Here is a 24919-nt window from a genome sequence, read left to right on the forward strand (position 1 = left end):
TGCGGAATGGGGTGTCGGGTTCGATGCCAGGATGTCGGCAGATGGCCCGCAGGTAAAGAAGGTGACCAAATATGTCAAGATTGCCGCGTGTCTTTCACCGGCGGCGCCGCCCATTGCGCTTGCGCTCTGGCCGGGCGACAGTCGGGCGATGACGAAACTGCCTGCCATCGTTCTTGCCGGCGGCCACGCCTCGCGGATGGGCGGTGGCGACAAGGGGCTTTTGCGCCTCGGCGGGCAGAGCCTGCTGGCGCGGGTGATCGCCCGGCTGGGCCCGCAATGCGCCCCGCTGGCGCTGAGCGCGAATGACGATCCGGCGCGGTTCGCGGGCTTCGGCCTGCCGGTTCTGGCCGACAGCATCCCCGACCGGCCGGGGCCGCTGGCGGGGATTCTCGCGGGGCTGGACTGGGCGGCGCGGCTGGGCGCACCGGCGCTGGTCAGTGCCGCGACCGATGCGCCCTTCCTTCCGCCCGATCTGGCCGCCCGGCTGGCCGAAGAGGCCGGACCCCGGGGGCTTGCCATGGCCGCCACCCGTCATCCGGACCGGCAGGTCATCGACCATCCCGTCTTCGCGCTGTGGCCGGTGTCGCTGCGGGACGAGTTGCGTGCAGCCCTGTTGGCCGGCCAGCGCCGGGTGCGCAGCTTCGCGGCGGCGCATGAGCCCGGCCTTGCGATCTGGGAGGCGGGCGCGGTCGATCCCTTCTTCAACGTCAACACGCCCGCGGATCTGGCCCGGGCCGAGGGTCTCGCCGCGTCGTTCCGGGCCGTGCCGGGCAGTTAGCCCCTCGGCGGCCAAGGCGATTTAGTGAACGCTTGATTCTTCTCTGACTTACTGATTCGGCACCTCCAGTATCGTGATGGAGGTGCGGTTGAATCTGCGTTTGATCCTTGAGCGGGTGCCCGATCCGCGTGGCCGGCAGGGCCGTGATTATCCCTTGTGGTCCATTCTGGCGCTGATCGTGGTGTCGCTTGTGAGCGGGCGCAAGGGGATGAAGGCGGCGTTCGAACTGGGACGCAGTCTGAACAGCCGGCAGCGGGCGGCGCTGGGGTTCACGGCGACGACCCCATGCCATGCTACGCTGACCCAGACGCTGCGGGTGATCGACCCTCAGGCCCTTGGCGCGGTGCTGGGTTCGCTGCGGATCAACCAGGACGAACAGGGGCGCCACATCGCCATCGACGGCAAGTCCATGCGGGCCAGCAAGGACGCGTCGGGCACGTCGATCCATGTGGTCTCGGCCTTCTGCACCGATCTTCAGGCCACGCTCGGGCATGAGGCATCGCGTGGCCGGGGCTTCGAGCTTCCCGATGCGTCCTTGCTGGCCCGCATGGACTTGCCGTCGATGGCGACGCCCTGTTCTGCGCGCGGGTGGTCGCGGCCAGGATCACCGGGAAAGGCGGCGATTTTCTCCTGCCGGTCAAGGATAACCAGAAGGAACTGCGCAAGGATATCGAACTGGCTTTCAACGAGCCGATTTTTTTCCCTCAAGAGCCATGAAACCACCAACCGAGGCCATGGCCGGACCGAGACGCGACGGATCGACGTGCTGCCTGCACTTGCCGCCGGCATCGGTGACATCTGGCCGACGGCCCGGCAGATCTGCCGCCTCACCCGGTCGCGGCGGCGAAAAAGTGGCGGCGCCTGGGGTGAAACCACCGAGATCGTCTATCTCATCACCAGCCTCACCACCCGCAAGGCGTCGCCGGAGATGCTGCTGGAGCTCAGCCGCAGCCACTGGGGCATCGAGGTCATGCATCGCCACAAGGATTTCACACTGGGTGAAGACGGATACACCAACCGTCTCGACCACGCGCCCCGCAATATTTCCTCGATCCTCGCATTCGCCTTGCGGATCCTGAAGACCGTCTCACCCTCGCCGACCCGCGCCATCGAGCACTTTCAGGACAACCGGAACCGCGCGATCCGACTGTTCAGGCCGGTTCACTGAATCGCCCTGCTCGGCGGCCCGGTCGATCGCCCGACGACAAGTTCCGCCTCCATGAGGTCATGCTTCGGTTCGGGATCGCCGCTTTCGATCTTCGAGATCAGCATGGCCGCGCTGCGCCGGCCGGCCTCGCGCACCGACGAGCGCATGGCCGTGAACAGCGGCACCACGCCGGGATTGCGCGAATAGGCCAGATCGTCATCGAAGCTGACCACCGACAGATCCGCGCCCAGCCTCAGCCCGCGCTCGTCCAGCCCCTGCGAAATCCCCGCCGCGATCAGCGTCGAGGAACACAGGATGGCCGTCGGCGGGCTGTCCAGAGCCAGCAGGCGCATCGTTTCGGCGAAGCCGAACGAGGTTGTCATCTCGGCGCCCGACATCAGGGCCGGATCGGCGTTCTGCCCGGCCTCGGCAAGGGCCTGCAGATAGCCGTCGCGGCGGCGGGCGGCGAAATCCATCCGCTCGTCGCCATTCAGCAGGGCGATGCGGCGATGCCCCAGTTGCAGCAGGAATTCGGTCGCCCGGCGAAAGGCGCGCAGGTTGTCGACATCGACCCAGCAATAGGGGCCGTCATGGCTGCTGATCCGGCCATGGACGACGAAGGGCAGGCCGATCCCGGTCAGCAGGGCCGGGCGCGGGTCGTCATGGCGCGGGAACTGCACGATCACGCCGCCGATCAGCCCCTTCGATTTCAGCGCGCGATAGGCCGAGGCCTGCGCGTCATCGGGCACGACCGTCAGGTTGATCTCGTATTTGCGTTCGGCGCATTCCTCGCCCACCCCGGCCAGGAAATCGGTATAGATCGGATTGACGATCTCGTTCCGCCCCGAGATCGGAATGACGCAGCCGATGGTCGAGCTGTGCCCCATGGCCAGAAACCGCGCATGGGCATTGGGGGCATAGCCATAGTGCTGCGCCGCCTCGATCAGCCGGGTCCGGGTGCGGATGCTGACCTCGGGATGGCCATTCAGCGCCCGGCTGACGGTCGTCGGCGACAATCCGACGAGCCGTGCGAATTCCTTCAGGTTCATTGAACGCCCCCCTGCCTCCCCTGCCAGCGGTCTGCCCGCCGCCTGGAAGGCCCATGCTGGCGCATGAAGCAGGGGTGACGCAATGCCGCGCTTGGGATTGCGGGCAATTTGATAGAATGCCGGTCACCCGCGCGGCTTGCTTGAAACGCCTCGCTGTCCGAGAATGGCGGCACCGATCCACAGGCAGGCCGCGCCGTCCCGGCACCCGTGCAACGTGCCGCGACAGGCTCGACGGCAGGGGGAGTGGCGTCATGCTGAACCGCAGACTGGCAAGGGATTTTCTGGGCACCGTCGAGGCCGTCCGATACGGAACGCTGGCCGTGACCACGCCCGAGGGGCAGACCCACCGCTTCGGAGGGCAGTTGCCCGGCCCGGACGCCGCGCTGATCATCCGCGACTGGCGCATGGTGCCGGCGCTGGCTGCCAAGGGCGATATCGGCCTGACCGAAGCCTATCGCGACGACTGGTGCGACACGCCGGATCTCGAGGCACTGCTGCGTCTGGGGCTGATGAACGAGGAGGTTCTGGACCGCTATATCTATGGCCGTCCCCTGCAGGGGCTGGCGGTGCGGGCGCTGTATCTGCTGAACCGAAACACCCGCGCCGGCGCGCGGCGCAACATCGCCGCCCATTACGATCTGGGCAATGATTTCTATCGCCTCTGGCTGGATCCGGGCCTGACCTATTCCTCGGCGCTGTTCGGGCCGCTGGACGATCTGGGGGCCGCCCAGCAGCGCAAATACGACCGGATCATCGACAATCTGGCCAGCCGCTCGGGCCGCCTGCTCGAGATCGGCTGCGGTTGGGGCGGATTTGCCGAACGGGCCCTGCGGCGGGGCGATTTCGCGCCCAAGGGACTGACGCTTTCGGACCGGCAGGCGGAATACGCCCGCATGCGCCTTGGCCGGGATGCCGAGATCGCGCTGCAGGACTATCGCGACGAGACCGGCCGTTTCGATCATATCGTCTCGATCGAGATGTTCGAGGCGGTGGGCGAGCGTTACTGGCCGTCCTATTTCGGCAAGCTGGCGCAGGTTCTGGCCGGCCGGGGGCGGGCGATGGTGCAGACGATCACCGTCGCCGACCGCTATTTTGAACGCTATCGCCGGGGCGGCGACATGATCCGCAGCTTCATCTTTCCGGGGGGGATGCTGCCCTCGCGCAGCCGTTTCGAGGCCGAGGCGCGGCGGGCGGGGCTGATGGTGCAGGATGCGTACGGCTTTGGCCGCGACTATGCCCGGACCCTGCGCAACTGGCTGGCGCGCTTCGACGCACATCTGCCCGAGATTCGCGATCTGGGCTTTGACGAGGAGTTCATCCGGGTCTGGCGCTTCTACCTGGCCGCCTGCGCGGCCTCGTTCGAGGTCGGGCGCACCGATGTCGTCCAGTACCGGCTGGCCCATGGCTGACAATCGCTGCCGGCCCCGCCTGATCGCGGCAAAAGGAACCATGTCCCGCCTGGCTTGTGCTATGGTTGATTCCGACCCTGCAACAGAGAAAGGCCCACTGCCATGCGCCGCCGTCTGTTTCTGAGCTTTGCGACCGTGATCCCCGCCGTCGTCACCGGCATCGGCCTGCAGCGCGCCCGCGCCGCGCCGGCGCCGGGTTTCACCTTCCCCTCGATCGATGGCGGCGCACTCGACTCCGTCGATTGGCGGGGCAGTCCGGTTCTGGTCGTCAACACCGCCTCGCTCTGCGGCTTTGCCGGGCAGTTGCGCGACATGCAGGCAATGCACGAGGAATACGGCCCGCGCGGGCTGGTGGTGCTGGCCGTGCCCTCGAACGATTTCGATCAGGAACTGGAGGACGCGAAGAAGGTCAAGGAATATTGCACCCTCGAATATGGCATCACCCTGCCGATGACCGACATCCTGCCGGTCGCCCGGGGTGAGGTGCATCCCTTCTATGCCTGGGTGCGGCAGCAGACCGGCTTCGTGCCGAAATGGAACTTCGCCAAGGTTCTGCTGGGGCCGGACGGGCAGATCCTCGGCACCTGGGGTTCCTTCACCAAGCCCGACGGCAAGACCATTCACACAGCCTTCGCCCCCTATCTTTCGGCCTGAAAGGCGCCGGTCGCGACGCCGTGCGGACCGGCGCCGGAACGGGCGGCATTGTCTGTCCGGACCCGGCTGCTATAGCTGGGGCAAGTTCTGTTGCGAAGGTCCTGCCCCGTGTCCGATTCTGCCCAACCCACCGGTTTCGTGTCGCTTGTTTCCGCCGGTCCGGGGGATCCCGAACTGCTGACGCTGAAGGCCGCCCGCCGGCTGGCCGAGGCCGAGGTGGTGCTGTTCGACGATCTGGCCTCCGGCCCGGTGCTGCAGCAGGTCGGACCGGGCGCGGAACTGATCGCGGTGGGCAAGCGCGCCGGTCGCCCCTCGGCCAAGCAGGAGCATGTGAATGCGCTGCTGGTCAGCCATGCCCAGGCCGGGCGGCGGGTGGTGCGGCTGAAATCGGGCGATGCCGGCATCTTCGGGCGGCTGGAAGAAGAGCTGCTGGCCCTGACCGAGGCGGGCATCCCCTTCGAGATCGTGCCCGGCGTCACCTCGGCCAGTGCGGCGGCGGCGGCGGCGGGCATCCCGCTGACCCGGCGGCTGACCGCGCGGCGGGTGCAGTTCGTGACCGGGGCCGATGTGACAGGCGAGTTGCCCGAGGACATCAACTGGGCCGCCATCGCCGACCCGGCGGTGACCACGGTGGTCTTCATGGGCCAGCGCAGCTTTCCGAAACTGGCCCAGGGCCTGCGCGCCCATGGCCTGCCGGGCAGCACGCCGGCGCTGTTCGCCGAATCCGTCGGCCATCCCGACCAGCGGCTTCTGCGGACCACGGTGGATGAACTGGCGCAGATGATGGAGGGGGCGCAGGTGGTCCAGCCGGGGCTGATCCTCTATGGCCCGCTGGCCTTCGGAACCGGCACTGCCGGCAAGGGCTGATCCGGACGGGTCCGCTAAAATGCCCGGTACTTGAGGGGTGGTCCCCTGCCTTGCGTGAATGGCTTGTTAAACGGGTGCGCCTAGAATCGGGCCTGTCGATCAACCTCACGCGGACGGGACATGCTCGCCTATCGTCACGTGGTGACCCTCGGGACCACGGAAACAAGCTGGCTGTCGAATATCACCGATCTGGTCATTGCCAGGATCGGCGACCAGCATGTCCTGTTCAGCGCCACCCATATCGGCGGCGGGGTGACCAGCTTTGCCTTCGCCGATCCCGACGCGCCGCTGGAACTGATCGACAGCCAGCCCTACCTTGGCGATTTCGGCTATCAGCGAAACCCCGAACTGGCGCTGCTGGACCTCGGGTCTGGAACCTACCTGCATCTGGGCCAGCTGAGCGGCGCCGAGGGGCTTGGGCTCGCCACCAGTTCCGAGGGCGATCTGGGCGGCTTTGACCGCCTTCTCGGGGTGTCCCAGATCGGCACATGGATCTCGGCGCTTGGCCAGTTCCGCAGCGAGGCGGGGAACTTCATCTATTCCGGCCATGGCGACGGCCTGACACTGACGGTTCATGCGATTCTGTCCGATGGCAGTCTTGCGGTGCGCTCGTCGGTCGATCTGCGCGCCGCGACCGGGATCGAATGGGCCGGGCTGGACAAGATCATCGACGTCACCGTCGGCGACCAGCGGATCCTTGCGGTGATCTCGTCGGGCGGCAATTTCATCTCGACCCATCTGATCGCAGAGGATGGGGTTCTGGTCGCGGGCACCGTGCATGCCGCCGCACAGGGCGCCGGATATTACACCCCGACCGATATCGCCCCGCTGCAATTCGGCGGCGAGACCTTTCTCGTGGTCGCCGCATCAGCTTCGTCCTCGCTGACCGTGTTCCGGCTTGCGGCCGATGGCGGGCTGACGGTGGCGGATCACGTCATCGATGCGCTGACCACCCGTTTTCAGTCGGTGACGGCACTGGCGACCGTGGTGGTCGAGGGGCGCGGCTTCGTCTTCGCCGCGGGCGTGGATGCCGGGATCAGCGTCTTCACGGTCCTGCCCGACGGCCGGCTTCTGCATCTCGACAGCATCCTCGATACGAACGACATGGCCCTGACCGGTGTCAGCGCGATCGAGGCGCAGGTGATCGACGGCAAGATCGTGCTGTTCGCGGCCAGTTCCACCGAAGCGGGCGTGACCCAGCTCAGCTTTGATCCCGGCAGTATCGGTGCGACCGGCAATGCCGGAACCGGCAGCGTCGAGGGCGGGGCGGGCAGTGACCTGCTGCGGGCCGGGCCCGGCACCACCCTGCTTCGGGGCAATGACGGCGACGACATCCTTGTGGCGGGCGGCGAGAATATCACCCTGGTGGGCGGCGCGGGCGCCGACATCTTCGTGGCCTCGCGCTTTGAGGGGCGCATCATCCTGCAGGATTACCAGCCCGGTGTGGACCGGCTGGACCTGTCCATGCTCGAGATGATCTGGAGCATGTGGCAGCTGACCTTTCAGCCGCAGGGCAATGGCATCCTGATCAGCTATGGCGACACGGTCATCGAAATCCGGACCAGCGACGGGCAGCCGCTGACCGAGGCCGATTTCACGAACGACATGTTCCCGATCGCGCATTACCTGATGGAGGATCTGGACCCGGCCGAAATCACGCCCGAGGATCTGCCCTCGACCATCGGTCGATGGCTCTTCGGCAAGGACACGCCGGAACCCATGCTGGGCGGGGCCGGCGACGACTATATCGTCGCGCGCGGCGGGGATGATACGGTATCGGCAGGCGCGGGTGATGATACGGCCCTGGGCGAGGGCGGGCACGACGTCCTGCGCGGCGGCGACGGTGCGGACGAATTGTCCGGAGGTGAGGGCAGGGACACGCTCTTCGGTGATGCCGGAGATGATTCCCTGCTTGGCGAAGGCGGCAGCGACCTGATCTATGGCGGGTTTGGCGCCGACACGATCCGGGGCGGCAGCGGCAGTGACCGTCTCTACGGCGGGGATGGGAACGACCAGATTTTCGGCGATTCCGGTGACGACACCCTTGTCGGCGACGCGGGCAACGACCGTCTCGAGGACCTGTCGGGCAGCAACCGCCTGATCGGCGGCGACGGCCACGACACCCTGCTGGCCGGGAATTGGCAGGACACGCTTCATGGCCTCGCCGGCAGCGACCTGCTTCGCGGCGGCGGCGGCAGGGATGAACTCTACGGAGGAGACGGTGACGACAGGCTGTTCGGCGATGCCGGCGACGACACCCTTGTGGGCGATGCCGGTGCGGATCGCCTGGATGGCGGTGATGGCAATGACCGCCTGTTCGGCGGGGAGGGGAACGATGTCCTGAGCGGATCCCTGGGCAACGACCTTCTGCAGGATCTCTCAGGCAACAATCACCTTCTTGGCGGCGATGGTGCGGATACGCTGATTGCGGGTGGTGGAGCGGACTACATCGTGGGCGACACCGGCAACGACCGTCTACATGGGGCCTCCGGCAACGATCGGTTGTTTGGCGGGCCTGGAAACGACTTCCTGACCGGCGACGCGGGCAACGATCTCGTTCAGGATCTGTCGGGTAACAATCGCCTGCTCGGGGGCGATGGTGCCGATACGCTGATCGCGGGTGGCGGCGCGGATTATCTGGTAGGCTATACCGGCCGCGACCTGTTGCGGGGTGGCGGTGGCAATGACAGCCTCTATGGGGGCAATGACAACGACACGTTGGTCGGGGATACCGGCATAGACCGGCTCTTCGGCGGTGCAGGTCACGATCAGCTGTTCGGTGGGCCGGGGAACGACACCCTAAGCGGGGAAGCGGGCGATGATCTTGTTCAAGATCTTTCGGGGAGCAATCACCTTATCGGCGGCGATGGTGCGGACAGGCTGATCGCGGGTGGCGGCGCGGATTATCTGGTAGGCTATACCGGCCGCGACCTGCTGCGGGGGGGCAGCGGCAGTGACAGTCTCCATGGGGGGCATGACAATGATACACTTTTCGGGGATGCCGGCACAGACCGGCTCTTTGGTGGGGCGGGTGACGATCAGCTGTTCGGTGGGACCGGGAACGACTTTCTGACGGGCGAAGCCGGCAACGATCGTCTTGAAGATTTCTCGGGCAACAATCGGCTTCTGGGTGGCGCCGGCACCGACACGCTGATCGCGGGTGGCGGCGCGGACTATCTGGTGGGCTATACTGGCCGCGACCTGCTGAGGGGAGGGGGGGGCAGTGACAGCCTTTATGGTGGCAATGACAATGACACGCTGATCGGGGATATCGGCGCAGACCGGCTCTTCGGCGGTGCGGGTCATGACCAGCTGTTCGGCGGGACGGAGAACGACACGCTGAGCGGAGACGCGGGTAACGATTTTCTTCAGGATCTGTCGGGCAACAATCGCCTTCTCGGCGGCGATGGTGCGGACAGGTTGATCGCGGGCGGTGGCGCCGATCTTCTGGTCGGCGGTGCGGGCGCGGACCGGCTGAGTGGCGGGAACGGTCGCGATATCTTCCGCTACCATTCGGCCGCTGACAGCCGCAACGGCGCTGGTGCGGATCTGATCCTCGATTTCCGGCCCGGCGCGGACCATCTGGACCTCGTGGCGCTGGATCTGCGCTATATCGGCCGATACGGATTCCGCGACGATCATCAGCTGCGCTGGACCTATGTCGGCAGCGAAACGCATGTCCTGGTGGATCTGAACGGAGACGGCGGGGCCGACATGACCATCCGGCTTGCCGGTCATCTGCGCCTGTCGGGCGACGACTTCCTGCTTTAGCCCGTGCCGGCCAGCCGCTGCACCGCCCATTGTGCGGCATCGGCGACCGCCGTGTCGGGATCGTGGATCAGGTCCCGGGCAATGGCCTGCAGCGACGCATCGCCGGAATTGCCGATCGCGTAGAGCACGTTGCGCACGAAGCGGTCGCGTCCGATCCGCTTGATCGGGCTGCCCGAGAAACGGGCCCGGAAATCCGCGTCATCCAGCACCGCAAGCTCGGCCAGCGGCGGCGCCTCGACAATGCCGCGATAACGCATCTCGGACCCGGCCTGGGCGAACTTGTTCCAGGGACAGGCGGCCAGGCAATCGTCGCAGCCATAGATGCGGTTGCCCAGCATCGGCCGCAATTCGGGATCGACCGGCCCCTTGTGCTCGATCGTCAGGTAGGAAATGCAGCGCCGCGCATCCAGCTGGAAGGGCGCCGGGAATGCCCCGGTCGGGCAGGCGTCGAGGCAGGCCCGGCAGGAGCCGCAATGCTCGACCTCAGGGGCATCGGCGGGCAGCGCAACGGTGGTGAAGATCGCGCCGAGAAAGAACCAGCTGCCCAGATCGCGCGACAGAAGGTTGGTGTGCTTGCCCTGCCAGCCCAGGCCCGCCGCCTGCGCCAGGGGTTTTTCCATCACCGGCGCGGTGTCGACGAAGACCTTGATCGCCTCGCCGGGCGCGCGTTCCAGCAGCCAGCGGCCCAGCCGTTTCAGCCGTTTCTTGACCAGGTCGTGATAGTCGCGGCCCTGCGCATAGACGCTGATCGCCGCCCGGTCCGGCTGTTCCAGAACCGCCAGCGGATCGTGGTCCGGCGTGTAAAGTTCGGCCAGCATGATCACCGAGCGCGCCTCGGGCCAGAGTGCTGCGGGATCGCCGCGCCAATGGCTTCGTTCGGCCATCCAGCCCATCTGCCCGTGCCGCCCGGCCTTAAGGAAGGCCCGCAGCCGCCCGGCGATCTCGGGCACGGCATCGGGCGTGGTCACGCGCATCCGCGCAAAACCGGCCTCGGCCGCCTCGGCCGCAAGCGCCTGCTTGATCTCCTCTGCCCGCCTGTCCGGGCAGGGATCGCCATCGGCCGACGGCGGAGGGCTGTCGGCCCTATCCGAAATCGAGTTCGGCATAGTGCGGGGCCGGATGGATGCCGGGTATCTGGTCGGCCAGGACGCCGCGGAAGGCCGGGCGCGACTTGATCGTCGCATACCAGTCGCGCAGCATCTCGGAGCGGTCCCAGTCCACGTCCGAGATATAGTCCAGGCAGGAGAAATGCGCCGCGGCGGTGAAATCGGCCAGCGACAGCGTGTTTCCGGCCAGCCAGCGACGGCTTTCCAGCAATGTGGTCAGGTAGTCCACATGCTCCTTGATCGCCCGCAGCCCGTCCTTGACCGCGCGGCTGTCGGGATAGCCGGTGCGGGTGATCTTCTTCCACACCCGCTCGCCCAGGATCGGCTGGGTGACCTCGGCATTGAACTTGTCGTCGAACCAGGCGCAGAGCCGGCGCACCTCATGCCGCTCCAGCGGGGCCTGCGGCATCAGGGGTGGGGCCGGCACCGCCTCGTCCAGATATTCGACGATGGCCTGGCTTTCGGCCAGAAGGTTGCCGCGATAGCGCAGCACCGGCAGCTTGCCGGCCGGGTTGCGGCGCTTCAGGTCGGGCGGATTCTCCCAATAGCGTTCCTCGACCAGTTCGACCTCGATCTTCTTCTCGGCCAGAACCAGCCGCACCTTCCGGCAGAAGGGCGACAGCATGGTATGGTAAAGCCGCGTGGTCTGCGTATTGGTGTTCATCGACTGCCTGAGACCTCTTCGTTGCGCAACGGCGCCTTGATAAGCCTCGACCCCTTGCGTTTCAACTGCAAGGCGCCCCCTACAGGCAATCCGCGCGCCCGTCCCGCGCAATCGTGGCGGCGCCGTCGGCAATTGCCCGCGACCGCGCCGAGGCCCGGTTCGGATCGCGCGATTTCGGCGCCGGCAGCACCGCGGCCAGCCGGGCGGCCTGCCGGGCGGTCAGCTGCGCCGGCGTCACCCCATAGAACTCGCGCGCCGCCGCGCCGATGCCGAAGATGCCGGGGCCGAATTCGGCCACGTTCAGATAGACCTCGAGGATGCGCTGTTTCGACCACAGCGCCTCGATCAGCGGGGTATAGATCGTCTCCAGCAGCTTGCGCGGCCAGCTGCGGCCCTGCCACAGGAACACGTTCTTGGCCGTCTGCTGGGTGATGGTCGAGGCCCCGCGGCTGGACCCCGAGGCCACGACCTTGCGGATCTCGCTCATGTCGAAGCCCCAGTGCAGGCAGAAATTCGCATCCTCCGCCGCCACGACCGAGCGGCGCATGACCGGGGCGATATCGCCGATATCGACCCAGTCACGGGTGCTGATCGGATCGCTGCGCGAGGCGGCGACGATGGTCCAGGTGGTCGGCGGGTTCACCAGCGCATAGATCGCCACCAGCACCGCCATCAGCGCCAGGGCGCGCAACCCGAACCAGCGCAGCCAGATCAGGACCCGGCGCAGCGGGCGCCAGCGGACCGCGCCGGGGCCGGCCGCCGCATCCGCGGGCATCTCGGTGGCAGGGGGACGGAACAGGCTGCGCAGGAACATGTCCCGGCTTTGTCACGCCCCCCGGCCCGGCGTCAAGCGCGCCGCGCGGTCACGACACCGCCGGATCGGCGGCGGGCCGGGCCTCGCCCGACAGCGCCTCGCGCAGCTTGTCCTCGTTCTCGCGCGACAGCGAGGTGCGCAACACGCGGCCGCGCTTGTGGAACTGTTCCAGCCGCTCCAGCACCTTGTCGCCGGTCATCTTGCGCACCAGCACGAACACGGCCGAGCCGCCGGGCTGCAGCGCCTGGGCGACATCGCGCATGAAGTTGTCATTGATGCCGACATCCGACAGCCGCCCGGCCAGCGCGCCCGAGGCCGCGCCGACCGCCGCGCCCAGAAGCGGGTTCAGGAACAGCATCCCGACCAGCGTGCCCCAGAAGCCGCCGCCAACGGCGCCGGCGGCGGTCAGGTTCACGGCCTGATGCAGCTTGATATCGTCCTCGGCCGCGCGGGTGACGACGACGGCGTCCTCCATCTCGATCAGGTATTCCTGCTGCATCTTCACCAGTTCGGTGCGCAGCTCGAAACCGGTGGCTTCGTCGTCGAAGGCAATCACGATCAGGTCTGACATGGCGGTTCTCCTATCCGTCCGATACGCGCGATCCTCTCCCGGCAACGTATCGCCCGGATGAAGGTTCCGGCGCAAGGATTGTGCCGCGACGTCATTCGTCTTGCCCCCCAAAACGAAAGATGCGGCCCGCCGGGGGCCGCATCCCTGTCGTCATTGCAAGATGGCCGGGACTATTCCGCCGGCACCGCGCGGATTTCCGCGATCTCGGCGACGGGATAGGGCAGGTGGGGCAGCATTTCCCTGGGGCAAAGCTGCAGGAAATGCGCCTTTTCCTGATCCCAGTCCTGCAGGATCTTCTCGGCCTTGCGGGACATGGTTTCCTTCAGGTGCCGCTCGATCAGGCCCTTCAGCTCGGCCTCCCAGTGATCCTGCGTCACCGGGCACAGCAGCAGCGTCTCGGCGTTGATATAGTCGCGCGCCAGGCCCTCGGGATCATAGAGATAGGCCATGCCGCCGGTCATGCCGGCGCCGAAATTCGCGCCGATCCGGCCAAGGATCACCGCGACGCCGCCGGTCATGTATTCGCAGCCATTGGTGCCGCAGCCCTCGATCACCACCTTGGCGCCGGAATTGCGGACCGCGAAACGCTCGCCCGCGCGGCCGGCGGCGAACAGATGGCCGTCGGTGGCGCCATAGAGGACGGTATTGCCGATGATCGTGTTGTCCTCGGCCACCAGCGGGCTTGCCATCGGCGGGCGCACGACGATGGTGCCGCCCGACAGGCCCTTGCCGACATAGTCATTGGCATCGCCCGACACTTCCAGCTTCAGGCCCGGTGCCGCGAAGGCGCCCAGCGACTGCCCGGCGCTGCCGGTCAGCCGCACGGTCAGGTGATCGGGCTGCAGCTTGTTCCGCATCCCGAATTTCTGCACGATCATGCTGGAGGTGCGCGTCCCGATGGTGCGCAGCGTGTTGCGGACCGCATAGGACAGCTGCATCTTCTCGCCATCGCTGAAGAAACGCTCGGCATCGCGAATGATCTCGGCGTCCAGCGTGTCCATCACCGCGTTGCGCGGGCGCGAGCGGTCATAGACGATCTTGTCCCAGCCATCGACGGTGATCAGCAGCGGGTTCAGGTCCAGATCGTCCAGATGCGCGGCGCCGCGGCTGACCTGGGTCAGGAGATCGGCCCGGCCGATCACCTCGTCAAGGCTGCGCGCGCCGATGCTGGCCAGGATCTCGCGCACCTCATGCGCGTAGAAGGTGATCAGGTTCACCACCTTATCGGCGCTGCCGGTGAACATCGCGCGCAGCTTTTCGTCCTGGGTGCAGACGCCCACCGGGCAGGTGTTCGACTGGCACTGCCGGACCATGATGCAGCCCATGGCGATCAGGGCGGCGGTGCCGATGCCGTATTCCTCGGCCCCCATCATCGCCGCCATGACGATGTCGCGGCCGGTGCGCAGCCCGCCATCGGTGCGCAGCGTGACCCGCTCGCGCAGGCGGTTCATGGCCAGCACCTGATGCGCCTCGGTCAGGCCCATCTCCCAGGGAAGCCCCGCGAACTTTATCGAGGTCGCGGGCGATGCCCCGGTGCCGCCATTGTGCCCCGAGATCAGGATCACGTCGGCCTTGGCCTTGGCCACGCCCGCCGCGATGGTGCCGACGCCGGAACTGGCGACCAGCTTGACCGTGATCTTGGCGCGCGGGTTGATCTGCTTCAGGTCATAGATCAGCTGCGCCAGATCCTCGATCGAATAGATGTCGTGATGCGGGGGCGGCGAGATCAGCGTGACCCCCGGCGTCGAATGGCGCAGCCGCGCGATCAGCGAGGTGACCTTCATGCCGGGCAGTTGCCCGCCCTCGCCGGGCTTGGCGCCCTGGGCCACCTTGATTTCCAGTTCCTCGCAGGCGTTCAGATATTCCGCCGTCACCCCGAACCGGCCCGAGGCCACCTGCTTGATCTTGGCGCAGGGGTTGTCGCCGTTCGGCAAGGGCGCGCTATGGGCCGGATCTTCCCCGCCCTCGCCGCTGTCGGACTTGGCGCCGATCCGGTTCATGGCGATGTTCAGCGTCATATGCGCCTCGGGCGACAGCGCGCCAAGGCTCATGCCTGGGGTCACGAACCGCTTGCGGATCGAGGTGATCGATTCCACCTCCTCGATCGGCACCGGCTTGCCGAGGGGCTTGATGTCCAGAAGGTCGCGGATATGGATCGGCGGGTTGGCCCGCATGGTGGCGCTGTATTTCTTCCAGACGTCATAGGACGCCTTCTCGCAGGCGACCTGCAGCAGCTTCATGGTATTGGCTTCCCAGGCGTGCTTCTCGCCCGAGCGGCGCATCTTGTAGAAGCCGCCGACCGGCAGCAGCTCGACATTCGCCGCGCCGAAGGCCTTGCCGTGCAGATCCTCCAGCTTGGCCTGCAGCCCGTGCAGGCCGATGCCGCTGATGCGGCTGTGCATGCCGGGGAAATATTCCGCCACCATGGCCCGCGACAGGCCCACGGCCTCGAAGTTCAGCCCGCCGCGATAGGAGGACAGCACCGAGATGCCCATCTTGGCCATGATCTTCAAAAGCCCCGAATCGATCGCCTCGCGATAGCTGTTCATCGCGTCGAACAGGTTCGATTCCAGCAGGCCCCGCTCGATCCGGTCGCTGATCGCGTCCTGCGCCAGATAGGGGTTCACCGTGGTCGCGCCGCAGCCGATCAGCACCGCGAAGTAATGCGGATCGATGCATTCCGCGCTGCGCACATTGATCGAGCAGAAGGTCCGCAGCCCCTTGCGGGTCAGCCAGCTGTGCACCGCGCTGGTCGCGAGGATCATCGGCATGGCGATCTGCGCCTCGCCCTGATGCTCGTCGGTCAGCACCAGATGCCCCGCGCCCGAGCGCACGGCATCCTCGGCCTCGGCGCGGATCCGCGCCAGCCCCTCGGCCAGCGCCTCCTGACCGGCGCCCGCCGGGAAGGTGCAGTCGATGCGGGTGACGCTGTCGCCGAAGGTGCGGCACATCTCGACCAGTTCGGAATTGGTCACGAACGGGCTTTCCAGCAGCAGGATCTCGGTCTGGCTGCTGGATTCCTCCAGCACGTTCTTCAGGTTGCCGAACCGGGTCTTCAGGCTCATCACCCGGGTTTCGCGCAGCGAATCGATCGGCGGGTTGGTGACCTGGCTGAAGTTCTGGCGGAAGAAATGGCTCAGGGGCCGGTACTGGCCCGACAGCACGGCGGGCGGCGTGTCGTCGCCCATCGAGGCGATCGCCTCCTTGCCGTCCTCGGCCATGGGCGACAGCACATGCTCCATCTCTTCAAGGGTATAGCCGGCGGCGACCTGGCGGCGGCGCAGGGCCTCGCCGCGATAGGCGGCATCCTCGGGCAGGTCCTTCATCATGTGGCTGAGGTCGATGACCTTCTCCAGCCACTCGCCGAAGGGCTGGCTGGCGGCCAGCCGGTCCTTGATCTCGGCATCGCGGTACATCCGGCCCTCGGCCATGTCGACCGCGATCAGCTGGCCGGGACCAAGCGCGCCCTTTTCGCGCACGTTATGTTCGTTGATCGGCACCATGCCGACCTCGGATCCGGCGATCAGCAGCCCGTCGCCGGTCACGACATAGCGCATCGGCCGCAGCCCGTTGCGGTCCAGCCCGCCGCAGACCCAGCGGCCATCGGTCATGGCAAGGGCCGCCGGTCCGTCCCAGGGCTCCATCACGGCGTTGCAATAGGCATACATGTCGGCCCAGGCCTTGGGCATGTCGGTGGTGGCCTTGGACCAGCTTTCGGGAACCAGCATGGTCTTGGTCATCGGCGCGGACCGCCCCGAGCGGACCATCAGCTCGAACACCGCGTCCAGCGCCGCCGAATCCGACGACCCGCCCGGCACGATCGGCTTGATATCCTCGGCCATCTCGCCGAAGGCATTGCTGGCCATGCGGATCTCGTGGCTTTTCAGCCAGTTGAGGTTGCCCTTCAGCGTGTTGATCTCGCCGTTATGGGCCAGCATGCGGAAGGGCTGGGCCAGCCACCATTGCGGGAAGGTATTGGTCGAATAGCGCTGGTGATAGATGGCGAAGGCCGAGGCGAAACGCTCGTCCTTCAGGTCGGGATAGAATTCGGCCACCTGCTCGGCCAGCATCATCCCCTTGTAGATGATCGACCGGCAGGAGAGCGAGCAGAAGTAAAGCTGCGTGACCTGCGCGGCCACCGCCGCCTTCTCGATCCGGCGGCGGATGATGTAAAGTTCGCGCTCGAACTGGACCTGGTCGATGTCCTTTTCACAGCGGATCAGGATCTGCTCGATCTCGGGGCGGGTGGCATTGGCCTTTTCGCCCAGAACGGCGGTGTTCACCGGGACGTGGCGCCAGCCATAGATGTAATGGCCCATGCGCAGGACCTCGGATTCCACGATGGTCCGGCAGGTTTCCTGCTGCGAGAAATTGGTCCGCGGCAGGAACACCTGGCCGACCGCGATCAGCTTGTCCTGATCGGGCTCGTGCCCGGTGCGGCGGACCTGATCGTAGAAGAAGGGCACCGGGATCTGCACATGGATGCCGGCGCCGTCGCCGGTCTTGCCGTCCGCGTCCACGGCGCCGCGATGCCAGATCGCCTTCAGCGCGTCGATGCCGTTCTCGACCACCTGCCGGCTGGGCTTGCCGTCGATGCTGACCACGAAGCCCACCCCGCACGAGGAATGCTCGTCCTCGTGCCGGTAAAGGCTGTTCTCGGCCATCCAGTCGCGGCGGGCCTGTTCCTGATGCTGCCAGTCCTTGCTCATAGCTGGGCCCTTTCAAGCTGAAGCTGCGTCATCAGCTGATCGCAGTCGAATTGTGGTGTCGTCTCGCCGAATCCGGCCTCGCCGGGAAAGCTGAAGAGAACCGGGCTGTCATCGGTGCGGCGGTTCTCGCCGGTCCAGTCGCTCTGGGTCTCGATCCCGCCATAGAAGCGGCGCAGGCTGCGGCTGATGAACTGCTGGCCCTCGCGGGTGATCAGCACCTCGCCCGAACTGTCGCGGGTGACCAGCCGGAATCGGGTCTTTTCCAGTTCGACCCCGTCCACGCTGACCGTCTCGCCGGTCAGGATGTCCTCGCCGACATGGTGCAGCCGCTCGCCGGTATTCGATTCGGTCCAGAAGTCGAAATCGTCGCGGCCGGTGGCGATCAGCGTCGAAAAGCTGGCATGGTCGCGCGCCTCGTCGATCAGCCGATCCTCCAGCCCGGTCTCGGGATCGCTGCTTTCGACCCAGCGGGTCTCGCCGTCGATGCGCGACAGATGGGTCAGCCCGTCCTGCCCGAAGATCGCGCTGCGCTGGTCGCCCTCGGGATCGCCGCCGCAGCGGTAATACTGGCTGACCGTGCAGCCGCGGTTCTGCGCCGTCACCTCAAGCCGGCAATCCTGCGGCGGCTTGAAGGTCGCGGACCGGCCGGGCAGGGCGGTCAGGGTCAGCGCGGCGGCGCTCAGCAGCAGAAGGGCCAGCAGGGCTGACCCGTGCTGGCGCGCGTCCCTGGCCCGCGCAACACCCTGCGTGCGTTGCCGGTGTACAGTCTGTGCACATCCTGTGCCTGTCCGGTGCATCATGCATGCATCCTCATTCGGCGGCCACGCGGGCGTCGCCGGTCAGGAAACTGGCGATCGATTCCGCCGCCTCGCGCCCGTCGCGGATCGCCCAGACGACAAGGCTCGCGCCGCGCACGATATCGCCCACCGCATAGACGCCGGGGATCGAGGTCCGGTGGGTCTGGAAGTCGGCCTTGACCGTGCCCCAGCGGGTCACCTCCAGCCCGTCCGTGTTCCACAGCTTCGGCAGATCCTCGGCCTCGAAGCCAAGCGCCTTGATGACCAGCTGGGCCGGTTCGTCGTAATCGGCGCCCTCGATCAGTTCGGGCGACTGGCGGCCGCTGACATCGGGGGCGCCAAGGCGCATCTTCTGCACCCGCACCGCGCCGATCCGGCCGATGCCGTCCACGTCGCGTTCCTGCGCGGTCGCGGCCTCGCCGGTGACATGGCCCGAGAAGGCGCCGGGCGCCGACAACCAGACGAATTCGACGCCCTCTTCCTCGGCATTCTGCACCTCGCGCTGGCTGCCCGGCATATTGGCGCGGTCGCGGCGATACAGGCATTTGACCGACTGGGCACCCTGCCGGATGGCGGTGCGGACACAGTCCATCGCCGTGTCGCCGCCGCCGATGACGACGACGTTCTTGCCTCGCGCGTTCAACTCGCCATCCTCGAAATCGGGTACCTCGTCGCCGAAATCGACCTTGTTCGAGGCGGTCAGATAGTCGATGGCGCGGACCACGCCGCCGGCCTCGGCGTTGTCGATGTCCAGATCGCGGGTCTTGTAGACGCCGGTGGCGATCAGCACCGCGTCATGCTTGCCGCGAATGGCGTCAAAGCTGATATCCTCGCCGACATTGCAGTTCAGCACGAACTCGACGCCGCCCTCTTCCAGTTGCCGGTTGCGGCGCAGGACCACGTCCTTTTCCAGCTTGAAGCCGGGGATGCCATAGGTCATCAGCCCGCCGGCGCGGTCGTGGCGGTCATAGACGGTGACCTGGAAACCCTGCCGGCGCAGCGCATCCGCCGCCGCCAGCCCGCCGGGGCCGGCGCCGATGATGCCGACGCTTTCGGACCGCTCCTGCCGCGGCGCGATGGCCCGGACCCAGCCGCGCTCCCAGGCGGTGTCGGTCAGGTATTTCTCGATCGCGCCGATGGTGACGGTGCCATGGCCCGACTGCTCGATGACGCAATTGCCTTCGCAGAGCCGGTCCTGCGGGCAGATGCGGCCGCAGATCTCGGTGAAGGTATTGGTCGACTGGCTGAGGTGATAGGCCTCCTCCAGCCGCCCCTCGGCGGTCAGGCGCAGCCAGTCGGGGATATTGTTGTGCAGCGGGCAATGGCTCTGGCAATAGGGCACGCCGCACTGGCTGCAGCGACCGGCCTGCTCGGCCGCCTTGGCCGCGGCGAATTCGCGGTAAATCTCGTGGAAGTCCTCGCTCCGCTCCACCGCCGTCCGCTTCTCCGGCATCTCGCGCGGCGTATGGACGAATTTCAGCATCTTCTGCGTGGCCATTGCTGCGCAACCTTCCAATGTCAGGAACTCCCGCAGTCCTGATAAAGCAAGGCGAAGATGATTAAAAGTCAGCTATGCTGACCTAAATGCAGGAATATTGAACTGCGGGGATTATTTATCGGCCCCGGATCGTGAATTTAGGTCAGCACAAGTTACCTTCATGCAGAAAGAGCCAGCATGGCAAGGGCGCCGACGATGATTCGCCACCAGGCGAACAGGGCGTAGCCCTTCTGCGACACGTAACCCAGCAGCCAGCGCACGACGAGAACGGCGGTCACGAAGGCGCAGGCAAAGCCGATCGCGATATCCCCGAGGGCCGCGGCGTCCAGCACGTCGCGATTCTTGTAGAGATCGTAGGCGAAGGCCCCCAGCATGGTCGGCATCGACAGGAAGAACGAGAACTCGGCCGCAGACCGCTTGTCCGCCCCCAGCAGCAGGGCGCCGACGATCGTCGCCCCCGAGCGGGAGACGCCGGGGATCATCGCAAGGCACTGGATCAGGCCGATCTTGAAGGCCATCGCCAGCGGGAAATCCTCGGCGCGGAAATATTGCGGATGCCGGGCCCAGCGGTCCACGAACAGCAAGATGATGCCGCCGAGGATCAGCATCGCCGCGATCAGCATCGGTGTCTCGAACAGCACCGTCTTGATGATGTCATGCGCGGCGACGCCGACCACCACCGCCGGCAGGAAGGCCAGCAGCACCGCCGCGATGAAGCGCCGCGAATCCGGATCGCGCGGGGCGCTGGACAGGATCTGCCAGATCCGGCCGGCATAGACGCCGAGGATGGCCAGCACCGCGCCAAGCTGGATCACGACCTCGAAGGCGCGCCCCGGCGACTGGAAGCCCAGAAAATGCCCGGCCAGCAGAACGTGGCCGGTGGACGAGACGGGAATGAACTCGGTCAGGCCCTCGAGCAGCCCGAGCGCGGCAGCAACCAGCGTATTGGCTTCCATCAGAGGCTGCGCAGGTTCTTCGCCGAATCCTTGATGGCGTCATACTGGCCCGAGGGCCGGAAGCGCCACAGATAGTCCTCCAGAACCGCCTCGGCGGCGGTCGGTTGGATGCCCAGGTCGGCAAAGCCGCGGGCGCCCTCGCTGACCACGTTGTCGCTTTGCAGCAGGACCAGTTGATCCCGGCCGAGTATCTTGTTGGCGAACAGTCTGCCGGTCATGAACTGCAGGCCGTCCAGCAGGGTGGCGCCGATCCGGGCAAGCCAGAAGGGCATGTTCAGCACTAGCCGGCGGCGATGCGTGACCTCGAGGACCTGGCCGACGATCTCGCGCAGCGTCAGGATGTCGGGGCCGCCAAGCTCGTAGATGCCGGATTCGGCCTCGCCGGTGGCGCCCAGAACGGCGGCCTGGGCGACATCATCGACAAAGACCGGCTGCATCCGGGTGTTGCCGCCCGCGATCGCCATCACCGGGCCAAGCCGAGCGAAACTGGCAAAGCGGTTGTAGAAATGATCGTCGGGCCCGAAGATCACCGAGGGGCGCAGCACCACCGCATCGGGGCGATGCGCCAGCATCGCGGCCTCGCCCCGCGCCTTGGCGGCGACATAACGGCTGGCCGAGTCGGGATCGACGCCCAGCCCGGAAATATGCACGACCCGCGCCACGCCCATTTCCTTCGAAAGGCGGGCGATGTTCCCGGCACCATCCTCGAACACCGTCTGGAAGGTGCTCTTGCCCTCGGTCCGTTCGATATTGACGCAGTTGACGACGGCATCGGCATCCGACATCGCGCGGCGGACCGAGGCCTCGTCGCGGATATTGCACAGCACCGGCACGACCTGGCCGACGGCGCCATAGGTTCGGGTGAACAATGCCTCGTCCGGCCGCCGGACGGCGATGCGCACCCGCCAGCCCCGTTTCGCCATCAGCCGGGCCACCTGCCGGCCGACAAGACCGGACCCGCCAAAGATCGTGACCAGTTTCGCCATGGGCTCCTCGCCTCCATTGTGCCGCGTCTGAAGAATCCAATACCCAAGCCCGGACGGCGCGACAAGTCGCGCGACCGGCGCCGATTGCCGCATTCCGGTAAAACCGTCCCGCGCGGGCACAGACTGGCCGCGGATTCCGGGGGCGGCGGCGGTGCTGGCCGGGCTTCGAAACCCCTTCCGGGCAGCCCGAACCGCGGGCCGCGCGAAAAACAAGCGGAAGGTCAAGAATTTTCCCGGCCCCCCATTGACGCCCCTGACGACTGGCTTTAGAGACCCCGCTCACACCACCTGCCCAGGTGGCGGAATTGGTAGACGCGCACGGTTCAGGTCCGTGTGCCGCAAGGCGTGGAGGTTCGAGTCCTCTCCTGGGCACCATAAAAACCCCGCAGCTTTCCGAAGCTGCGGGGTTTTTGCTTTTTCGCTTCTGAACCGGTTCCGGAACGCTCGGGCAACGGGGCCGTGTCCGGCAGGGCGCGCGGCCCGAAACCGCCCCGCGCCTGCTGCACGGCCACGGTCGCTAGATATGCAGGGCGTGGCCCAGCCCGCGCAGCGCCGCCTCCTGCAACCCTTCGGATTGCGTCGGATGGGCGTGGATCGTCGACGCGATATCGTCCAGCGTCGCGCCCATCTCGATGGCCATCGAGAAAGCCGCCGACAATTCCGAGATGCCGGCGCCGACGGCCTGGATGCCCAGCACCGCCTTGTCCGCCTCGCGCCAGACCACGCGGACAAAGCCGTCCTCGCGTTCGGTCGTCATGGCGCGGCCATTGGCCTGGAAGGGGAATTCGGCGGATTTGCTGCCCTCGACACCGGGCAGGGCGCCGCAGGTGACGATCTCGGGATCGGTGAAGCAGACCGCCGGCATGGCCAGCCGGTCCCAGGCGACATTGTGGCCTGCGACATGCTCGGCGACCATCTCGCCCTGCGCCATGGCGCGGTGGGCCAGCATCGGCTCGCCGGTGACATCGCCGATGGCATAGACGCCGCGCATCGAGGTCTGGCAGGTGCCGTTGATCCTGATGAACGGGCCGTTCATGGTCAGCGACAACTCTTCGATGCGGATGCCGCCGGTGCGCGGGCGGCGGCCGACCGTGACCAGCACCTTGTCGGCGGGGATGGCGCCGACATCGGTCTGCAGCGCGCCGCCCTCATAGCCCTGCGCCTTCACGCCGGTCCTGACCTCGACGCCCAGGGCCTTCAGCCGCGCCAGAACCGGGCGGGTCAGCGCCGCGTCATATTGCGGCAGGATCCGGTCCTCGGCCTCGATCACCGTGACCTCCGCGCCCAGCTTGGCGAAGGCGGTGCCGATCTCCAGCCCGATATAGCCGCCGCCGACCACGGCCAGCCGCGCCGGCACCTGCGTCAGCGCCAGCGCATCGGTCGAGGACAGGATCGGCCCGCCGAAGGGCATGAAGGGCAACTCGACCGAGGCCGAGCCGGTGGCGATGACGACATATTCGGCGCGGATCCGCCGCGTCTCATCGCCATCGGTGACCTTCACCGTCTTGCCGTCGACGAATTCGGCCTGCCCCCGGACCAGCCGGGTACCGGCCTTCTTCAGCAGGCCCGTGACGCCGCTGTTCAGGCGCCCGACAATACCGTCCTTCCAGGCGACGGTTCTGGCCAGATCGATGGCGGGGGCGGTGACCGAGATCCCCAAGGGGCCGGCGGGCGCATGGGCGATCTTGTGGAACTCGTCGGCGGCATGGATCAGCGCCTTCGAGGGGATGCAGCCCACGTTCAGGCAGGTGCCGCCCGGCGCCTGCGGGTCGACGACGATGGTGTCGATGCCCAACTGCCCGGCCCGAATGCCGCAGATATAGCCGCCCGGCCCGGCGCCTATCACCAGAAGCTTGCAGGTCAGATCAGTCATTTCAGCCCTCGACAAACAGCATGGCCGGAGTTTCCAGCAGGGTTTTCAGTTTCTGCACGAACACCGCCGCGTCCCAGCCGTCGATCACCCGGTGATCGAAGGAACAGGACAGGTTCATCATCTTGCGCGGCTGGAACTGCTGGCCGTCCCAGACCGGGCGCACCGCCATCTTGTTCACGCCGACGATGGCCACTTCGGGATAGTTGATGATCGGCGTCGTCGCGATCGCGCCCAGCGGCCCCAGCGAGGTGATGGTGATCGTCCCGCCGGCCAGTGCCTCGCGCGAGATCGAGCCGTCGCGCGCAGCCTCGGCCAGCGCCGAGACCTCGGCGGCGTTGTCCCACAGGCTGCCGGCCTCGGCGTGATGGATCACCGGCACGTTCAGCCCGGCGGGCGTCTGCGTGGCGATGCCGATATGGACGCCGCCATAGCGCTGGATCACGCCGGCCTCGTCATCATAGCGGGCGTTCAGGTCCGGCTGCTCGCGCACCGCCTCGACGATGGCGCGCATCAGGAAGGGCAGGACGGTCAGCTTGGGCCGGCTGTCCTTGTATTTCTTGTTCAGCGCGCCGCGCAATTCCTCCAGCGAGGTGACATCGACCTCTTCGATGATGGTGATATGCGGGATATGCGATTTCGACAGCGCCATCTTTTCGGCGATCCGGCGGCGCATGCCGACGACGCGGATCTCCTCGATGCCGGTATTCCTGCCGCGCGTGACGCCGCCCTGCTGGATCCCGCCCGAGGCGATGAACCCGTCCAGATCGGCGTGGCTGATCCGTCCGGCGGGGCCGCTGCCCGGCACATGGCGCAGGTCGATGCCTTCCTCGCGCGCCCGCGCCCGGACCGAGGGCGAGGCCAGAGGCCGGGTGCCCTTGGCCCGGGCGACCGACGGGGCAGGGGCCGGCTTCGCGGCCGGCCTGGCCGCAGGTTTGGGTTCGGGCTTCTGAGGGGCTGCCGCGGCCTCCTCGACCTTCGGGGCCTCGGCCGGCTTCGATGCCGTGGCTGCTGCGGTTTCGTTGCCCTCGCCCTCGACCTCCAGCCGGATCAGCACCGCGCCGACCGCGATCATGTCGCCGATCTCGCCGCCCAGATCGACCACCGTGCCCGAAACCGAACTCGGGACCTCGATGGCGGCCTTGTCGGTCATGACGGCGGCCAGAACGTCGTCCTCGCGCACCACGTCGCCGGGTTTCACATGCCATTCGGTCAGTTCGGCCTCGGCCACGCCCTCGCCGATATCCGGCAGGCGGATTGCATAGATGCCCAT

Annotated in this window: 18 protein-coding genes and 1 tRNA gene; 7 read left to right on the forward strand and 12 right to left on the reverse strand. The window is 66.8% G+C overall.

Annotated elements, in window-relative coordinates; all coding sequences use genetic code 11:
• Positions 1-61: 61 nt before the first annotated feature.
• Positions 62-778 (forward strand): molybdenum cofactor guanylyltransferase MobA, encoded by a 717-nt coding sequence (gene mobA / locus KNW02_RS07770; RefSeq protein ID WP_348524696.1) that lies wholly within the window; start codon positions 62-64, stop codon positions 776-778.
• Between the two features lie 76 nt (positions 779-854).
• Positions 855-1946, forward strand: a complete 1092-nt coding sequence (locus KNW02_RS07775; RefSeq protein ID WP_252733554.1) for a transposase family protein — start codon at positions 855-857, stop codon at positions 1944-1946.
• On the opposite strand, the gene KNW02_RS07780 is transcribed toward KNW02_RS07775, so the two are convergent.
• The gene (locus KNW02_RS07780) at positions 1940-2974 is read right to left on the reverse strand and encodes a LacI family DNA-binding transcriptional regulator (RefSeq protein ID WP_216032700.1); all 1035 of its coding nucleotides are present in this window, start codon (positions 2972-2974) and stop codon (positions 1940-1942) included. The genes KNW02_RS07775 and KNW02_RS07780 overlap by 7 nt on opposite strands.
• Before the next feature lie 251 nt (positions 2975-3225).
• On the opposite strand from KNW02_RS07780, the gene KNW02_RS07785 reads away from it, so the two are divergent.
• From KNW02_RS07785 to KNW02_RS07800, 4 genes are all read left to right on the forward strand, one after another.
• Entirely contained in the window at positions 3226-4383 is a 1158-nt protein-coding gene (locus KNW02_RS07785; protein ID WP_216032701.1) for an SAM-dependent methyltransferase, read from the forward strand.
• A gap of 102 nt (positions 4384-4485) precedes the next feature.
• A complete protein-coding gene (locus KNW02_RS07790) occupies positions 4486-5037 on the forward strand; it encodes a glutathione peroxidase (RefSeq protein ID WP_216032702.1) in 552 nt (183 codons plus the stop codon).
• 108 nt (positions 5038-5145) lie between these two features.
• Positions 5146-5904 carry a uroporphyrinogen-III C-methyltransferase gene (cobA, locus tag KNW02_RS07795; protein ID WP_216032703.1) on the forward strand — a complete coding sequence of 253 codons (759 nt, stop codon included), beginning with the start codon at positions 5146-5148 and terminating at the stop codon, positions 5902-5904.
• Positions 5905-6024: 120 nt separating this feature from the next.
• The gene (locus KNW02_RS07800; protein ID WP_216032704.1) at positions 6025-9675 is read left to right on the forward strand and encodes a calcium-binding protein; all 3651 of its coding nucleotides are present in this window, start codon (positions 6025-6027) and stop codon (positions 9673-9675) included.
• Here KNW02_RS07800 and queG read toward each other — a convergent pair.
• From queG to KNW02_RS07845, 9 genes are all read right to left on the reverse strand, one after another.
• Entirely contained in the window at positions 9672-10781 is a 1110-nt protein-coding gene (gene queG / locus KNW02_RS07805) for a tRNA epoxyqueuosine(34) reductase QueG (protein ID WP_216032705.1), read from the reverse strand. The two genes, KNW02_RS07800 and queG, sit on opposite strands and share 4 nt — an antisense overlap.
• Positions 10759-11445, reverse strand: coding sequence for an FtsZ-binding protein FzlA (fzlA, locus tag KNW02_RS07810; RefSeq protein WP_216032706.1), 687 nt, complete (start codon positions 11443-11445; stop codon positions 10759-10761). Before fzlA ends, queG begins: the two co-directional genes overlap by 23 nt.
• A 79-nt stretch (positions 11446-11524) precedes the next feature.
• A complete protein-coding gene (gene mtgA / locus KNW02_RS07815) occupies positions 11525-12259 on the reverse strand; it encodes a monofunctional biosynthetic peptidoglycan transglycosylase (RefSeq protein ID WP_431356747.1) in 735 nt (244 codons plus the stop codon).
• Between the two features lie 49 nt (positions 12260-12308).
• Positions 12309-12830 carry a DUF1269 domain-containing protein gene (locus tag KNW02_RS07820; RefSeq protein WP_216032707.1) on the reverse strand — a complete coding sequence of 174 codons (522 nt, stop codon included), beginning with the start codon at positions 12828-12830 and terminating at the stop codon, positions 12309-12311.
• Positions 12831-13000: 170 nt separating this feature from the next.
• Positions 13001-17539 carry a glutamate synthase large subunit gene (gltB, locus tag KNW02_RS07825; RefSeq protein WP_216032708.1) on the reverse strand — a complete coding sequence of 1513 codons (4539 nt, stop codon included), beginning with the start codon at positions 17537-17539 and terminating at the stop codon, positions 13001-13003.
• The gene (locus KNW02_RS07830) at positions 17536-18339 is read right to left on the reverse strand and encodes a hypothetical protein (RefSeq protein ID WP_216032709.1); all 804 of its coding nucleotides are present in this window, start codon (positions 18337-18339) and stop codon (positions 17536-17538) included. Before KNW02_RS07830 ends, gltB begins: the two co-directional genes overlap by 4 nt.
• A gap of 10 nt (positions 18340-18349) precedes the next feature.
• Positions 18350-19834 (reverse strand): NAD(P)-dependent oxidoreductase, encoded by a 1485-nt coding sequence (locus KNW02_RS07835; RefSeq protein WP_216032710.1) that lies wholly within the window; start codon positions 19832-19834, stop codon positions 18350-18352.
• A gap of 158 nt (positions 19835-19992) precedes the next feature.
• Positions 19993-20790, reverse strand: coding sequence for an undecaprenyl-diphosphate phosphatase (locus tag KNW02_RS07840; protein ID WP_431356748.1), 798 nt, complete (start codon positions 20788-20790; stop codon positions 19993-19995).
• The gene (locus KNW02_RS07845) at positions 20790-21776 is read right to left on the reverse strand and encodes a complex I NDUFA9 subunit family protein (protein WP_216032711.1); all 987 of its coding nucleotides are present in this window, start codon (positions 21774-21776) and stop codon (positions 20790-20792) included. The genes KNW02_RS07840 and KNW02_RS07845 overlap by 1 nt, the downstream gene beginning before the upstream one ends.
• Positions 21777-22066: 290 nt before the next feature.
• On the opposite strand from KNW02_RS07845, the gene KNW02_RS07850 reads away from it, so the two are divergent.
• Positions 22067-22151, forward strand: a tRNA-Leu gene (locus KNW02_RS07850).
• 142 nt (positions 22152-22293) lie between these two features.
• Here KNW02_RS07850 and lpdA read toward each other — a convergent pair.
• Together lpdA and KNW02_RS07860 are read right to left on the reverse strand one after the other, a co-directional pair.
• A complete protein-coding gene (gene lpdA / locus KNW02_RS07855; protein WP_216032712.1) occupies positions 22294-23649 on the reverse strand; it encodes a dihydrolipoyl dehydrogenase in 1356 nt (451 codons plus the stop codon).
• 1 nt (position 23650) lies between these two features.
• The gene (locus KNW02_RS07860) at positions 23651-24919 is read right to left on the reverse strand and encodes a dihydrolipoamide acetyltransferase family protein (RefSeq protein WP_216032713.1); all 1269 of its coding nucleotides are present in this window, start codon (positions 24917-24919) and stop codon (positions 23651-23653) included.

The sequence above is a fragment of the Paracoccus marinaquae genome (assembly GCF_018860165.1).
Taxonomy (GTDB): domain Bacteria; phylum Pseudomonadota; class Alphaproteobacteria; order Rhodobacterales; family Rhodobacteraceae; genus Paracoccus; species Paracoccus marinaquae.

Bases quoted from the DNA above. Each gene is read 5' to 3' on its own strand.
- fzlA (WP_216032706.1), bottom strand. From the start codon at position 11,445: ATGAACACCAATACGCAGACCACGCGGCTTTACCATACCATGCTGTCG.
- mtgA (WP_431356747.1), bottom strand. From the start codon at position 12,259: ATGTTCCTGCGCAGCCTGTTCCGTCCCCCTGCCACCGAGATGCCCGCG.
- KNW02_RS07835 (WP_216032710.1), bottom strand. From the start codon at position 19,834: ATGGCCACGCAGAAGATGCTGAAATTCGTCCATACGCCGCGCGAGATG.
- KNW02_RS07790 (WP_216032702.1), top strand. From the start codon at position 4,486: ATGCGCCGCCGTCTGTTTCTGAGCTTTGCGACCGTGATCCCCGCCGTC.
- KNW02_RS07800 (WP_216032704.1), top strand. From the start codon at position 6,025: ATGCTCGCCTATCGTCACGTGGTGACCCTCGGGACCACGGAAACAAGC.
- KNW02_RS07840 (WP_431356748.1), bottom strand. From the start codon at position 20,790: ATGGAAGCCAATACGCTGGTTGCTGCCGCGCTCGGGCTGCTCGAGGGC.
- KNW02_RS07845 (WP_216032711.1), bottom strand. From the start codon at position 21,776: ATGGCGAAACTGGTCACGATCTTTGGCGGGTCCGGTCTTGTCGGCCGG.
- gltB (WP_216032708.1), bottom strand. From the start codon at position 17,539: ATGAGCAAGGACTGGCAGCATCAGGAACAGGCCCGCCGCGACTGGATG.
- KNW02_RS07830 (WP_216032709.1), bottom strand. From the start codon at position 18,339: ATGATGCACCGGACAGGCACAGGATGTGCACAGACTGTACACCGGCAA.
- KNW02_RS07785 (WP_216032701.1), top strand. From the start codon at position 3,226: ATGCTGAACCGCAGACTGGCAAGGGATTTTCTGGGCACCGTCGAGGCC.
- KNW02_RS07860 (WP_216032713.1), bottom strand. From the start codon at position 24,919: ATGGGCATCTATGCAATCCGCCTGCCGGATATCGGCGAGGGCGTGGCC.
- KNW02_RS07780 (WP_216032700.1), bottom strand. From the start codon at position 2,974: ATGAACCTGAAGGAATTCGCACGGCTCGTCGGATTGTCGCCGACGACC.
- KNW02_RS07820 (WP_216032707.1), bottom strand. From the start codon at position 12,830: ATGTCAGACCTGATCGTGATTGCCTTCGACGACGAAGCCACCGGTTTC.
- KNW02_RS07775 (WP_252733554.1), top strand. From the start codon at position 855: ATGGAGGTGCGGTTGAATCTGCGTTTGATCCTTGAGCGGGTGCCCGAT.
- lpdA (WP_216032712.1), bottom strand. From the start codon at position 23,649: ATGACTGATCTGACCTGCAAGCTTCTGGTGATAGGCGCCGGGCCGGGC.
- queG (WP_216032705.1), bottom strand. From the start codon at position 10,781: ATGCCGAACTCGATTTCGGATAGGGCCGACAGCCCTCCGCCGTCGGCC.